Here is a 16341-nt window from a genome sequence, read left to right on the forward strand (position 1 = left end):
AGCACCAAACGCTAATAAGCGCAGCGGTCAAATCTAACCGCCGCACTTTTCATTTCTCAAATCACTTTATCCGTTATCAATAACACCTCGATTAAGAAGCGATTCAACAATCTCGTTTGAGCTTAATCCATTAAAGTCTATTGCCTGACCTAAGTTCTCAACCACAATGGTCTGATGAACGTTAGCATCAGTAGTAATGCTCAAAGACACATTGTCTGTCGTGGCATCGTAGTCCGCTTGAATATGCGCAAGTAACTCATCAATTCCTGCCATTGGGTCATTTAAATCCGCAATCACGTCTTTAAGATCGATCGTGTCTTCATTAAGCGTAAAGTCGGTGATGGTATCCACTGCACCTTCGTCAACGGTATCTTGAGTCCATTTAAAGATATCGTTACCACCGCCACCCGTTAGGATGTCCGAACCCAGACCACCGATGAGAATATCATCGCCGTCACCACCGATAATGCGGTCATCACCCGCGCCGCCGATGAGGGAAATTCCGCGATCACTACCAAGTAACAGATTATCTTCCGTTTCAGAAGAAACATCGATGTCACGGCTGTTGGACGTAACATTGATGCTGATATCGATTGGGTCTGAGAACGCTTGATCGCCATTCGATTCCGTTGAAACCGCAGTCAGCGTGATATCGTGATCACCTTGGCGCACGTTATCGATGTGAAGCGTATCAATTTCATCAGCAGGCACTGTCCAAGTCGAAGTCGCGCTATCAAAACTGATGCTCGATGTGGTTGCATCACTCGTTAGCGTGGCGCCTATTGGAACGCCTGTCACCTCTAACGCTAAGACTTCATCCAAATCCGTCAGTGCAGCAATAATGCCGACTAACGCTACGCCCTGAAAACTCGCACTTTGGCTAGCAGTAATGCGCTGGATGTAATTAAAGTTTGCGTCAAAGGCAAGCGTCGGTTTGTCTGCCACTGGTGTCACGTTAATATCAAATGTTTCGGTGGTTTGCAGCGACGTTCCTGTGGAATTCTCATAGTAAATTCCATTATCGTCCGCTATAACCGTCAATGAAATCGCTGAACTGTTTACGTCACTTGCATCGACAAAAACACCGACATTTGGATCTGTCGAAGTCAACACCGCATTAAGTTGGGACAACGTTCCCATCAACACGGTTTCACCCGCTAAACCAACACCTTGCGTAACACCACTGCCGGATGGCGCGATAACACTGACATCACCTTCACTCGTACTGAGCGAAATCGTCATGATCTCGTTCTCATGGATACCAGTGAAATCCACATCCGCTATCGTAATGCCTGATATTTTTTGACCTGCCGATTCGAAGATCGTGCTGGTTACTAATGAGCCATCAATCTCTGGAGCATCATTAACCGCTTGAACGTTCATGACCGCAGAGCCACTGATTGTGATTGGATCCGGTGCTCCATTGGTTGTGCCATCATCAGTAATGTCATAGACAAAACTCACGTCGCCGTTGAAGTTTTCTGATGGCTCAAAGCGCCATTCCGTCGCGCTAATCTGCGTGATCGTTCCCGCCGATGGATCCGCAAGCATGACGTTGCTGACCGTCAAGTTATCGTTTTCCGGATCAGTTGCATTTGCCAATAGTTCTGAGGCAGTAATGCTTACAGCGCCGCTGTCTTCTTCTATCGAAGAAAGCGTCACTTTCGATGTTTGAGGCGCATCGTTTACATCGAACACTTCAAAAGATGCAGAACCCGATACTGTCTTAGGATCGGATACACCATTTGTTGTGCCATCGTCCGTAATATCGTAAGTCAGCTCTACAGGGCCGTTGTAACCCGGCGCTGGCGTAAATTCCCAATTCCCTGTGGCTGAGTTAAACGCCAAAGAGCCAGAACTAGGGTCCACAAGTTGAACGTTACTCACCGTCAAGTTGTCGTTTTCCACATCAGTGGCATTCACAAGCAAATCTGATGTAGAAATTGCAAATACACCACTGTCTTCACCAATACTGGTCAAGGTAACTGGCGACGTTTCAGGCGCATCGTTCACGGCTGTAACATCAATCACAAAACTGCTGCTGTTGGTGTTTAAAGTGTCATCAACACCACTAATAACAATGCCTTCGTTACCTTGGTCATCGACTGTAATGTTCACGGTAACATCGCCGAAGAAGTTGAGATCAGGGTTGAACTCAATCAATCCTTCTGCAATGGCGGCATTGAGATCTGCGACTGAACCTTTTAGCTCAACCGCTCCTGTACCGTCACCCTGAACCGTCAAACCATATTTCGAGATAACGTTAGCGTTCAATGCGAGATACCCGCTATCTACCACTACATTAAGAACATACTCTGCATTCGGGTTATCAAGTACCGCATCGACATCAGAGATACCGAAGCTATTTAGCAATAAGGCATTGTCTTCAGGTGTTTCCACATCGACAACATTAACGAAATCAGGTCTGTCGTTTACCGCTGTAACATCGACAGACACATCAAACTCTTCCGCATTTCCCAAGCTTTGGCTACCGTCTAGGCCAGTATCGACCGCTTGCACTTTAAAATGAAGCGAGCCAGCCCAAGAATTGTCGTTTCTATCACCAGAGTTAAAGACGATTTGATCTAGGTCTTGTGCATTGATTTCAAGGACAAAAACACCACTACCTTGATCAACAAATGTCGTTCCATCTGGAAGTGACAAGCTCGCACCATCTGGTACGTTTGAAATCTCAACCCTCAATGTTTCTGGATCATTCTCTTGATAATTTGCACCGTCGCCAATCGACTCTTTGTTATCCACCACCAGCGCATTCACGTTGATGGTAATGTCTTCACCTTCGTTGCCTGAGACTTGGGTATCAGGGTTAACATCCACGTCGTCGCCAATCGGGTTAACGACTAACGTAAAGTTGCTGTTTCGCTCGGTAGGCACTTTCAACAGTTCTTCTTGAATGAAGACAGAGATACCGATTTCAACTTCACCACTAAAGTGTTTTGGCGGCTTAATTTGAATATCACTCAAGTCGATGGAAGTTTGCGTCAAGTCTTTAACTTGAATGCTCCACTCGCCATTGCCTGCGTTTTTCACAATGTAATCGGATGAATTAGACTCAACAACAAAGTCATTCGGAATACCAGTCAGCTTAAGTGAAACAAAGCTTTCAGAGCCATCATCGTCGGTCAGACTGATCGTAACGCCAGTACCTGACTGGTTGAGTGAAATCAACGTATCTTCATCACCCGTCACGACGATAGGCTGACTTGGATCGGTTCCCGTAATCACGATGTCATCCACGACAGGCGTGACTTCAAATGTCACGTCGTCGGTAAAGGTGCGTACATCTACGTTATCGCCCGGATTGATCAATGTCGATTGGTCAAACACGGCAACGTCTGTGATTTCGCCTTCGATGTTAATTTTCACCGTATTTTGACCACCACCAACCGGGTAGTTTTCACTCGGTTTGAACAGAACGTTATCCAACGCTCCCGCTAAAATATCGGCTTCATTAAATTCGATACTCGTGCCCAAACTGTTGCCATTGCTATCGACAAACTCACCCTGTGTCGTGTCATCAAGCGTCAACTTGATGTTGGTTAACGTTTCTCTACCGCCTAATGTGTTGTTGAAGCCATCTGCAAAATCGACGTTCAAGTTAAGCTGAATTAATCCATCTTCGTAACCAATACCATCAGCGGTTGGAACATCGTTATTGAGGTCATCAACAGGCTGCTTGTTCGCATCAAGACCAAGTGTTCCAGTAATATCTACTGTGACATCTGGCGTGATGTTGCGATCCAACGGCTGGTCGCCTGCCGAGCTTGGCACGTCAGCAACTGGCAGAATTTGCACCGGAATCAGTTCTATGGACGATTTTTCATCTGCTGAGCCCGTATCTTTAGTCACAAATCTCACAGGTAACACGAAGTCGCCAGCATAATCTTCAGCCACGCGCATCGTTAAGCCTTCAAGGCCAACAATGTTTCCGCTTGCGTCGATATCCGCTTGGAATACGTATTTGCCGTTGATGAAATCAACGTCCGTACCCGTAATGATTAGGCCCGGCGGAATACCAGGTGAAGATGGGTCAATGATGATGGTCAATATGTCTTCCACACCATCAGGATTGATCACATCAGTCTTGGAAGTAAGCTGAGCACCAAGATCGACAAAGTTGTCTTCTGAGCCTTCAATTTGTACGTCATCGGTCACATCAATTTCGGCCGCGACACTGGTTTGCGGAGTAAGAACCGTTGGGAACTCCAACATCACGTTAGTTTGTCTTATTTCAGTCGCGTCTTTTTCAACCGAATCTTCACCTAAGTCATTTACGCGCGCGTAAATCGTCAAACCAATTTGCGATAAACCGCCGTTATCACCATTGTCAGTGTCGTCGTTCGGCGTCAAATCAAGGCCAGATGGCGCTTTGATGCAGAAATTCTCCTCATCAATGATAGTCCAACGGCCGTCACCTTCATTCAGTGCTCCGATAATAACTAGCTGGTTAAGAATGGCAGGATCGGTCGTGTGCAGCTGTACAACCAGTTCAGTCACCACCTCATCCGAAGAAGCATCAAACTCTTGGTATTTAATGATGTTTGCACCAGCTTGCCCCCCCGCCGAGGTGTTGATTGTAAAGTCGATTGCACCTTGCGCATCCGATTTAACAACGTCTATCGCAGTACCATTACTTTCTGTGACCAGCAAGTGCGTTTGATCGCCTATCGCACCAGAGGTATCTTCTGGTTCAACAACTGGATTCACTTGAACGTGAACCGAACCAGTTATCACCGCTTCTGCAATCCCTTGTCCTGGATTTGCCGCATCAACGTACTCATGGTCAATCTCTTTCACAGTCAACGTTGTGCTCAAATCAAAGTCGGTACTGGAATCTTGTTCCAACTCAACTTGAACATAACCACTCTGAGTAACGCGAGCAGAGAAGTCTTGCTCCGATTCATTGGCTTGTGGCGTTAATGTTAACGTACCAGCGACGAGCGTTTGCGCTACACCATCCACGAACACGGTACAACTCGGAGGGAAGCCAGAAATCGTCACTTCTGAGAAGAACTCATCGGCATCTGGACTTTGGCTGGTCGTTGGTTTCCAGTCGATGTTGAAGCGCGAATCTTCGTCACCTTCCGAAACCACGGTATAGTTATTTCTTGCGTCAATCACAGGGCCAACAATCACACGAATTTCCCCAGTTGAGGTGCGCGTATGACCATCGTTTTCAGTAACGATCGTGGTTGCTGTGATGTGAATATTCTCGGTAGACGATGCTTCCGGTTTAATCACAATGCCCGAGTTGATATTTGCTTGCGTAATATTCGCTTCATAGATTGGCTGGTTATTACCATCGTACCCAACGAACGTTAAATCGACCGAGTTGCCATCATTATCAAATATCTCAACGCCATCAGGAATGTTGGAAAGTAGTACAGTTACCGTTTCAGAGTGGTCGTTCGGGTTGTCTTTGACTTCTCCAGAAAGAATGCTGAACGAAATATCAACTTGGCCATTTTCATCCACAAATGTTTGAACGCCACGTACGTTGCCATCATCAAACTCTTGCCAAATGCCTGATTTATCATTGAGTTCAACGATTGGAATATCCGCTACGCCTTTCACATCAACAATGACGGTTTTGTTCCCGAGTGAAAGTACATCTTGCGCAGAGCCTGTTGAAAGCGAAGCGCTGTCTTTTACGATGCCTTCTACGTTGAAGGTGAAATCGTCGTTACTGTGCAGTGGTGGCAGCACTTCTACATTCGTCAGCTGTGACTCAGGAATTTCGTAATACAGCACATTGCCGTTGCCATCCGTCACTTCAACAATCTGTGAAGGATTCGCGCCATCGAGCCAAACAAGCGTCACGCCGTCGATAGAGAAATTCGAGATGCGAACAAACAGCTCTTCTGAACCATCCATATCCGCGGATGGTTTCATTGAAATCACTTCGCTTAATTGAAGTGGGTCGTGGTCAGTAACCGGATCGACCGTATCTTGAGTGCGAGCGTTGTCCTCGAAAATATTGATGCGATTCACGGTAAAGCTGCCAGCATCAGCGACCGGAGTGACATCAATGACGATGGTTTCCGTTTCTGAGCGAGCCATTTCTTTACCTGTCAGTGGATTCACGCTCTCCGTGGTGATCGCAGTGACATCAATTTTTATTTCACCCGAGAAGTTATCAATTGGATCGACTTGCACATCGCCAATTCGACTTGCATCAACAAGGTATACCCCACCCGTTTGCGTGATGGCACTGCCATCTGAGTAAACTAGCGTTGCGTTGCCCTCACCTTGAGTAAAGACAAGTTCGTACACGATGCTTTCTGGGTTACTGCTGTCTTGTGTTTGCGCGCTGATGTTCAGAGAAACGTTGTTACCATCTTCATCAACCGTGTAGTTAAAGGTACTGTTTGCCGTCCAAGTCGCGATGTCTGCAACGCTTTCCACTTGAATGTTAAGCCTGCCATTGATGATGTGGTCAAACACACCGTTATTAAGGATCTCAACTCGGATACGTGGATCTATGCCACTATCGCCCGTCGCAAAATGGCGGTCAGGCACAAAATAGAGGTTCTCAAGCGTAACGAACTCACCATTGAATGATTGAATGACATTCGAACCGTCCAACACAACAGAGCCATTGACTGGCGTAAGTTCAATGTACTCACCATTGGCATTTCGATAATAGAACGTGCCGTTGTGCGTACTCGCATCGCGAATCGTGATATCGCCTAGGCTTTCATTTCTATCGAGGTCGTGCAAGTTAATCACTAGATCGACTTTCGCTGGCGTAGTATCTAGACCAGATAAGTTATCTTGCGTATTGGCATTATCAGTACCAAGGATAGAGCCGTCACGGCCTTTATCTTCGAAAGACAACACCGATGAGGTATCGATTTGTGCATTTCTGTCTGTCACGGAGATGTCGAGATCGGCGGTACTCGTATCTCCGTCACCATCGGTAGCCGTAACATGAACCGTGAAATCGATTGAAGCCGCATCGGTATGATCAAGATCGTCATTTGGTCTAAAGCTAATAGAGCCATCAGTTCGAACAATCAAACGCCCAATTTCAGTGTCAACGCCGTTTAAGGTTTTATGTACAAAAACCGTTTGATTGCTGCCGTTAAGATCAACGGTTGTCATATCTATTCCATTCTGTTTGAAATAGATACCTGAATCGTCTGCGCTAAATGAGGTCAGCTCACTGCCATCTGCACCATAATTTAAGTCGCCTTCTACAGGGTCTTGGAACAGTTGAACGGTTCGCGTTCCCTGTCCTTCAACACGAGTGATGGAACTATCGTAAATCGTTGGAACATCATCTGTGATCGTCACAGGAAGATTGATACCAGCGGTATCGCCATCCACATCCGTAGCAAACACAGGCAGATTGAGCGTCAGTAAATCTTCGCCCTGAACACCATGATCCAGTACGCCTTCTAGCGTGAATTTGTATGTTCCGTCAGCATTTAACACCAGAGTAAATACCGATTTTCCATCTGGCGTTTGACCTTGGTAAGTGTAGTTGTTGTTATTCACACCAGTTTGTACGAGCGTGACCACTTGGCCGCCTGACGTTACCCCGCTGATTGGGTTACCAGACAAATCTAACTGGTAAGAAACTATCGTATCCGCACCTTCTACGCTATCAAAGCTGCCGCTTGCCTCTAGGCTGTCTTTGCTCAGCTCTGAGCCTGAAGGCAAGTCATCTTCATCTAAGAACAACGGCGTCGCCGTTTTGATTTCCGGCACGTCATCCACGATGGAGATTGGCAAGTTCACAGATGCCGATGTATCACCATCGAAGTCAGTAACAGAAATAGGAATATCTAACGTTAGGCTGTTTTCGCCCGCGCCAGCAGGATGATCCACAGGACCCACTAACTCAAATTGGTAGCTATTGTCTTTTGCATCCAACGTTAGGGTGAAAATCTGCGTGTTCGTGCCAACAACCACCGCTTCATAGGTGCTTACACCGTCGGCTTCAGAGACCAGTCTTAGTTCCACATCTTGACCATTTGACTGCAAACCAGCGACCGCGCCAGCTAAGTCAGAAACATGATAACTGACGATTTCATCAGCGCCAGCAACAACGTTAAAGTGTCCATCTAACACTCGTAAGCCAGAAGTATCAGAGCCAGCAGGTAAATCATCTTCGTCAATCGTCAACTGGCTACTGTTATCCACCCCAGTGATAGACGGCACATCATCAACAACGGTAATTGGCAAACTAATCGTGTTCGACACATCGCCATCAAAATCCGTGGCATTCACTGGAAAATCAATCACTAGCTCGTTTTCACCATTGCCATTTGGATGGTCTAGTTGAGCAAATAATTCAAATTGATACCTATCTTCTCCAGCATTTAACGTAAGTTTAAACACGATATCGGTAGTGCCTTGCACGTACGCACGGTACTCAATCACGCCATTCGCGTTTGAGTATTCAATAAGCTCTAGTGGCTGACCTGCTGACGTTAACCCAGCAACAGGTGAGACAAGATCCTCCAATTGGAAACTAACGATAGAATCTGCACCGTCAACGACATCAAAATGCCCGCCGATAATATGATCACCTTGACCATCCGACCCTTTGTTCGGAATGTCATCCTCATCAATGGACAAGAGACTTCCTGGACGAATAGCTTCAATCGTCGGCTTATCATCCAAAATAGTGACTGGCAACGTCGCGTTAACGAAGTCGTTATCGCCGTCGGTAATCACAATCGGCAGATTGATGGTCAGGTCATCAGAATTCGTCGCATGATCGAGCGCGCCAGACAATTCAAAATCGTAGCGTCCGTCTTGATGCAATGTCAGCGTGAAAATGGTGTCGCCACCAACGGTTTTTCCGACATAAACCAAAGCATCACTCGTTGACGCTGTAGCGTCTTGAGTAATCGCGATGCTCTCGCCGCCAGAAGTAAGTGCAGGCAGTAGATTGGAATTGAGATCCAGAACAAATGAGTCGATACCATCCGCGCTGGTCACTTCAAACTGACCAGAAACCGTTAGAGGCTCCTTGGTCTCGTCTGAGCCCAGCGGCAAATCATCTTCATGCACTTGTAACCTGTCTATATTCGTTACCACGGGTACATCATCTACCACCGTAATCGGTAACGTGAACACTGGTGATACATCGCCATCACCGTCAGTCACAGTGATTGGCAGTTCGATTATAATGTTGTTTTGCTGATTGCCATCAGGATGATCAAGTGGTTTTCTAAGATCAAACTCATAGGAGCTATTTGACGCATTCAGAGTTAACTCAAACACCACTTCTTGAGAATTAACCGTGATACCTTGATAAACATTCACCCCGCCAGTACTGGACGTTAAGACTAAGGTGACTGCCTCTCCGCCAGACATCAATGCACTAACTGGCGTCGTCAAATCACTCAGTTGAATCGAGGTGACTTGGTCTGCCCCTTCTGTTACATCGAAGGTACCACCGATGATGGTGTCTTGAGTACGGTCAGTACCCTGCGGTAGGTCATCCTCATCGACGGTCTGTTCACTACCCTGAGCCAAACCGTCGATGGTTGGTACGTCATCCACAACAGTGATCGGCAACGTGAGAGTATTCGAAACATCACCATCAAAATCCGTCGCTGCGATAGGAAGGTTGATGACGATGTCGTTTTGACCATTCGCGGTTGGATGATCGAGTGGCTCAAGTAGTTCAAACTTGTAGCTGCCATCAGAAACATCCAACGTCACTCGAAAACCAGGTGTTGTTGTTCCATCAATAACGGCTTCATAAACGGATACGCCACCTGAATTAGAAACTTCAACGAGAGTCAGTGATTGCCCACCAGACGTTAAGCCTTGAACTGGCGTGTTCAAGTCAACGATATGGTACTCGACGATACGGTCCGCACCTTCTGTCGCGACAAACTTACCAATAATACTCGTTGGTTCATTGCCATTAGAACCCACGGTTGGCAAATCATCTTCGTCGACTGTTAGTACGCTGTTTGCGCCAATACCATCGAGTGTTGGTCGATCATCAACAATCGTGACTGGAATAGTCGCGCTCGTGGTGTCGCCATCAAAATCGGTCGCGATAATAGGGAAATTCAGCGTTAGCTCATCTGCACCGATTGGATGGTCAAGTGTCCCTTCAAGGGTAAAATTATAACTGCCATCCGGTTTTACAACGAGCGTAAACACAGCATTCGCACCCGCGGTTGCTGTGTAAGTAAAATTGCCATCTGCGTTTGCAGTTTCAGTCATGGTTACGGCAACACCTTGCGAAGTAAGCCCATTAACGGGCATCGCGCTCGCATCGAGCTGATAACTGACGACACTATCCGAGCCTTGAGTCGTAGTGAATTTACCGTCTATGGAAAGCGCATCTTTTTGATCAGAACCAATGTTGATCAAGTCATCTTCATCGACCGTGATTGGCTCAACATTTGTGCTCACTGGTTGGTCATCAACAATAGTCACAGGAATCGTGGCAGAAGTGGTGTCACCATCAAAATCCGTCGCGATGATTGGGAAATTCAGCGTCAGTTCGTCACTGTTACTCGCGTGGTCAATTGGGCCTTCGAGTGTAAAGTTGTAACTACCATCTGGATTGACTGTTAACGTAAAGACAGGATTGGTTCCTGCGGTTGCCGTATAAGTGAAACTACCATCTGGATTTGCCGTTTCACTCAATGTCACCGCAACACCTTGCGAAGTAAGCCCATCAACAGGCGTCGCACTGGCATCCAATTGGTAACTCACTACGCCATCAGAACCTTGATTGGTGGTGAAGTGTCCGTCAATCGATACAAAACCGTCTTGAGCCGAGCCAATCTGCGCGAGGTCATCTTCATCAACGGTGATCGCTTGAACATTGTTAATTGTTGGCTGGTCATCAACAATGGTTACAGGGATGGTTGCCGATGACGTATCTCCATCAAAATCGGTCGCGATGATTGGAAAATTCAGCGTCAGTTCATCACTACCAGTCGCGTGATCGATTGGGCCTTCCAACGTAAAGTTGTATGAACCATCGGTGTTCACCACCAACGTAAATACAGGGTTGCCGTCAGCGGTCGCAGTGTAAGTGAAGCTGCCATCTGCATTCGCTGTTTCAACCAAATCAACAACTTCGCCGCGCGACGTTACCCCTGCTACAGGGTTCGTCGAGCCGTCGAGTTGATAACTCACCACTCGGTCAGAACCTTCCGTAGTGGTGAACTTGCCATCAATAGAAACAACGCCATCTTGAGCAGAGCCAATAATCGTTAAATCGTCTTCATCCACTGTAATGGCATCGACGTTTGTGATGGTCGGTTGGTCATCGACGATAGTCACTGGGAGCACCGCAGAGCTGGTGTCACCATCAAAGTCCGTTGCGATGATTGGGAAGTTCAGCGTTAGCTCGTCGCTATTAATAGCGTGATCGATTGGGCCTTCCAACGTGAAGTTGTATGAACCATCGGTATTCACTACCAACGTAAATACTGGATTGCCATCTGCCGTCGCACTGTAAGTGAAGCTGCCGTCAGCATTTGCCGTTTCTACGAGTACAATCGCTTCGCCATGTGAGGTAAGGCCAGCAACAGGATCCGTCGAGGAATCAAGTTGATAGCTCACCACGCGATCAGAGCCTTCTGTTGTGGTGAATTTACCGTCAATAGAAACGACACCATCTTGAGCAGAACCAACGCCCGATAAATCGTCTTCATCAACCATAATGGCATCGACGTTTGTGATGGTCGGTTGGTCATCGACGATGGTCACTGGGATCACCGCGGAGCTGGTGTCACCATCAAAATCGGTCGCAATAATCGGGAAGTTCAGCGTTAAATCGTCACTACCATTGGCATGGTCGATTGGGCCTTCTAGCGTAAAGTTATAAGAACCATCTACGTTAACAATCAAGGTAAAGACGACGTTACCACCTGCGGTGGCTTGATAAGTAAAACTGCCGTCTGGGTTGGCCGTTTCAGTAATCGTTACCGCAACGCCTTGAGACGTCAGCCCTGCGACAGGGTCGGCAGAAACATCCAATTGATAACTAACGACACCATCAGAACCTTGCGTTGTTGCAAATTGGCCGTTAATGGAAAGTGCATCATTTTGGTCTGAGCCAATCCCCGTCAAGTCATCTTCATCAACTTGGATTGCATCCACATTCGTGATGACTGGTTTATCGTCGACGATAGTCACTGGGATGGTGGCAGAAGTTGTATCGCCATCAAAGTCAGTCGCAATAATTGGGAAGTTCAGCGTTAGCTCGTCGCTATTAATAGCGTGATCTATTGGGCCTTCCAGCGTGAAGTTATAACTGCCATCCGTTTTCACTACCAACGTAAAGACAGGGTTGCCATCAGCGGTCGCAACGTAGCTGAAGCTGCCATCAGGATTTGCAGTCTCTATCAACGTCACCGGATTGCCTTGCGAGGTGAGCCCTGCAACCACATCTACAGAGGTATCTAACTGGTAACTCACCACACGGTCAGAACCTTGCGTTGTCGTGAACTGACCATCAATCGAAAGTGAATCATTTTGGTCCGAACCGATGTTCGCTAAGTCGTCTTCATCAACACTGATGGCTTCAACATTTGTGATAGTCGGTTGGTCATCGGTAATCGTGACAGGAATAACGGCGGAAGTCGTGTCTCCATCAAAATCGGTCACTGTGATCGGGAAGTTGAACGTTAAGCTGTCACTGTTTGCTGCGTGGTCAATCGCGCCTTCAAGGGTAAAGTTGTAGCTGCCGTCGGGATTGACTGTTAATGTAAATACCGGATTTGTCCCTGCCGTTGCCGTATAGGTGAAGCTGCCATCAAAATTGGCAGTTTCCGTCATTGTGACGGCTACGCCTTGTGAGGTTAATCCATCAACAGGTGTCGCATTCGAGTCAAGCTGGTAACTCACAACTCTGTCTGCACCTTCAGTGGTCGTAAACTGGCCATCAATTGAAACTGGGTCGTTTTGGTCTGAACCGATACCAGCCAGATCGTCTTCATCAACACTGATCGCTTCAAAATCCGTTACAACTGGCAATGAGTCAACGATAGTGACTGGCAACGTAATTTTGCTCGTGTCGCCATCAAAATCCGTCGCGATGATGGAAAAGTCCAACGTTAAGGTGTCACTATTTGGAGCATGATCAACAGCCCCTTGCAGTTCAAACGAGTAACTCCCGTCACTGTTTACCTGTAACGTAAATACCGGATTGCCGTTTGCCGTCGCCGTGTAGGTAAAGCTACCGTCGGCATTACTGACTTCGGCCAACGTGATAACTTGACCGTTGGAGGTCAAACCGTTTAGCGGGTCTGAACCTGTTTCAAGCTGGTACTGAACCACACCATCTGAGCCTTGTGTGGTCGTGAACTGCCCTTCAACCAACAGTGCGTTTGATTGTCCACCATTCGTAATTAAGTCATTTTCATCTACAGTGAGAGGCTCGACATTCTCAATCGTAGGAACGTCATCTTGAATGGTGACAGGCAAAACCATGGTGCTGGTATCGCCATCAAAATCCGTCGCTGTAATAGGGAAACTCAGTGTTAACGCATCACTACCACTAGCGTGATCGATTGTGCCTTCTAACGTAAAGTTGTATGAACCATCAACATTCACCACTAGCGTAAATACTGAGTTGCCGTTTGCTGTCGCGGTGTAAGTGAAGCTGCCGTCGGCATTTGCGGTTTCTACCAGTTCAACGGCTTCACCATGTGAAGTCAAGCCATCAATTGGATTGGTCGATGCGTCGAGTTGATAACTCACCACTCGGTCGGAACCTTCTGTCGTGGTGAACTTGCCGTCAACCGAAACAGAATCATTTTGATCCGAGCCGATGCTCGCAAAGTCGTCTTCATCCACCGTTAAAGCTTCTACACCATCAATAGAAGGCGCATCATCTTTAACTTCTATAACGATTTCTGCGGCTTTGGCATCGTTCGAACCGAGCGTCAAAGAAGAGCGGTCTCCGTCGGCATCAACGGCATAAACTGGAATGGTGAACGTTAACGATTCGTCGTTTGCGCCAGTATGATCCAGCTGTTCATAGAGGTTGAACTGATATTCGCCTTGAGACGGAGAGTCGATACTGATGTCGAATACCGTAATGCGCACACCATCAAACTCAATGTAGCCTTCGTAAGTACGAACACCATTGACATCAGAAGTGAGTTCAAGAAGTACAGTTTGTCCTTGCGATTGCAACTCGCCAGAGACATTAAATTCCGTTGGTTCTACTTCGAAGTGGTCAATAATATCGCTGCCTGCAGCTGCCGAAATTGATCCGGTACCGCTAGTAATCGCGATGCCTTGTAGAGAACCTTGCTCGACGCCAGACTCATCCAAAGACAAGCTTGTGACATTGTTAATGACTGGGTTATCGCCATCAGCAATTGTAATCACAAAGGTATTGCTGACCGTATCTTGGTCGAAATCCACGATCGTCGTTGGAAGGGAAAGCACTATCGTATCGCTATCATTCGTCTGCTCAAGCGGTTTGAACTGTTCAAATTGGTACGTGCCGTTGGTGTTTAAAGTGATACTTAATACCACCTCTCCTGTGCCAGCTACGGTTAACGTGATGTTACTGCCATCTTCAGACAAGGTCGCAACCGTCGCTTGGTTGTCAGTTAACAAACCATCAAATTGCGACAAACTTTCCTGATTAAAGGTGACAGAAGCCAACTGGTCACTGCCAATTTCGACAAACGTCCCCGTGATTGGCGTCGATGAAGATTCTTCGTTCTCAAACGAGATGTCTTGCGGCGCTGGATTATCACCATCGATAATCGTCGTGACAAAATCAATTGGCGTACGAATGCTGTTACCACCAATATCAGTACCCGTCATCTCAAACTCAATACTGATGCGGTCACCAACAATCGACACCTGCCCGTCATCTACAGACGCAACATGATCAATGCCTTGGCTTATGGTGGTCGTCACCTCCAACTCGATATCACGACCTAGCGAAGTCGCTTCAATTTCAATACGTAGGACTTCATTGCCATCTTGAACACCAATGATGGCATTTTGCGCTTCGTCGTATGAGAACTCGACAGCTTTACCACCAGATTGAATATCGGTGTTCAACTCGGCCAGTAGCGACTCTAGTGAAGCAGCAGATGGAACAAATGAGCTAGGGTCAAGCGGGAGATCGCCCGCCTCAACGGATACGCTGGTTGCAATAGATTGAGGATAAGTCGTAAGGGAAATCGAACCTTCGGTTACTTCCGATTCAAGAGATTGTCCACCATCAGCAAAAATCGTGACGTTGATGTCATCGGTTTCTTCACGATCTTGCACGCCAGTGCGTATTGCAGAGGTTTCGAAAAACGTCGAGGCAAGCATTTCTGGGTTGTTGTATTCAACCGTCACATAGCCAGCATTTGCCGAACCAGACGCATCGCCACCAGCGGCCGTTGCTTCAAGAATTGCCGTCGGGTCGGCACCTTCCAAAATCGCTTGTTGGATAGCAGCAACATCATTTGCGTCAAAATTAGCACCATCAATCACCGTCGGGTCGAAAGCAATTTGACCATCAACCGAGGTTTGAACCAAAGTTTCCGGTTGTTCTGATGAAGGCTCAGGAAGACACGCGACACAGTTTTGGTCGACAAGATAGAGCTCGTTATTGATTAGAACATCCAAAGACGCATTGTTTTCTGTGACAATGACATCCCCTGAATTTAACGCATCTCCGGCGCTTACCACTCGGATCTTACCGGTAAGATCCAATACCAAAACTTCCCCTTTGACAGCATTTACAATCGCGTTTTGCGGCACGGTTTGCGTACTCATCTGACCTCCGCTAATAGCCAACGTTTCCCATTAACCTATTGCATAGTTTTTAGTTGAATATATGTGGCGTTTTGCACATCGTTGGTTGATTAAACTAACTATCAACTCATTAAACAATCGACTTATTGCGTTCCACATCCCAAAACAAGTTAAAGTTACTATCTGTCACAAAAATGGGACACATATCCTAGCGGCGCAATATCAAGTAATTATATGAAATGCGTCACTTATTTCTAAACAAGTGTAGTCGGTCTGATAAAAAACGGAGTTATCAAAGTCACTTAACTAAAAGCGATACTGCCAGTTGCGATCAAAAGCGGTAAAAACGCAAACAACATACTGTAGAGACTTGAGCGAGTTGATAACTTTATTAGTAAAGGAGAAGAAAAGAACGTCACAATTAAATACTGAACAAGATAAATAGGTTGGAAAAACAGGGCTAACATCATGTGTAAAGCCATGTGCAAACCTACACACCATGAATTAGGTTTTGTCCGAAGCGCAACAGCGCATAAAACAACCAAACTAGCAGAAAAATACATCATAAAAACGACACAAATAAAAATAATTCTCATTTGAAATATTAGGAGA

General features: G+C 46.6%; 1 protein-coding gene. It reads right to left on the minus strand.

Translation table 11 applies throughout. From position 1 onward, the window contains the following. Positions 1-66: 66 nt before the first annotated feature. Positions 67-15750: a retention module-containing protein gene (locus ACF8EG_RS02720; RefSeq protein WP_392419344.1), complete on the minus strand. Its 15684-nt coding sequence runs from the start codon at positions 15748-15750 to the stop codon at positions 67-69. Between the last annotated feature and the right edge of the window lie 591 nt (positions 15751-16341).

Source organism: Vibrio sp. YQ_11, assembly GCF_043103065.1.
In the GTDB taxonomy this organism is placed as follows: domain Bacteria; phylum Pseudomonadota; class Gammaproteobacteria; order Enterobacterales; family Vibrionaceae; genus Vibrio; species Vibrio parahaemolyticus.

Coding starts and splice junctions, on each gene's coding strand:
- ACF8EG_RS02720 (WP_392419344.1), bottom strand. CDS start 15,750: ATGAGTACGCAAACCGTGCCGCAAAACGCGATTGTAAATGCTGTCAAA.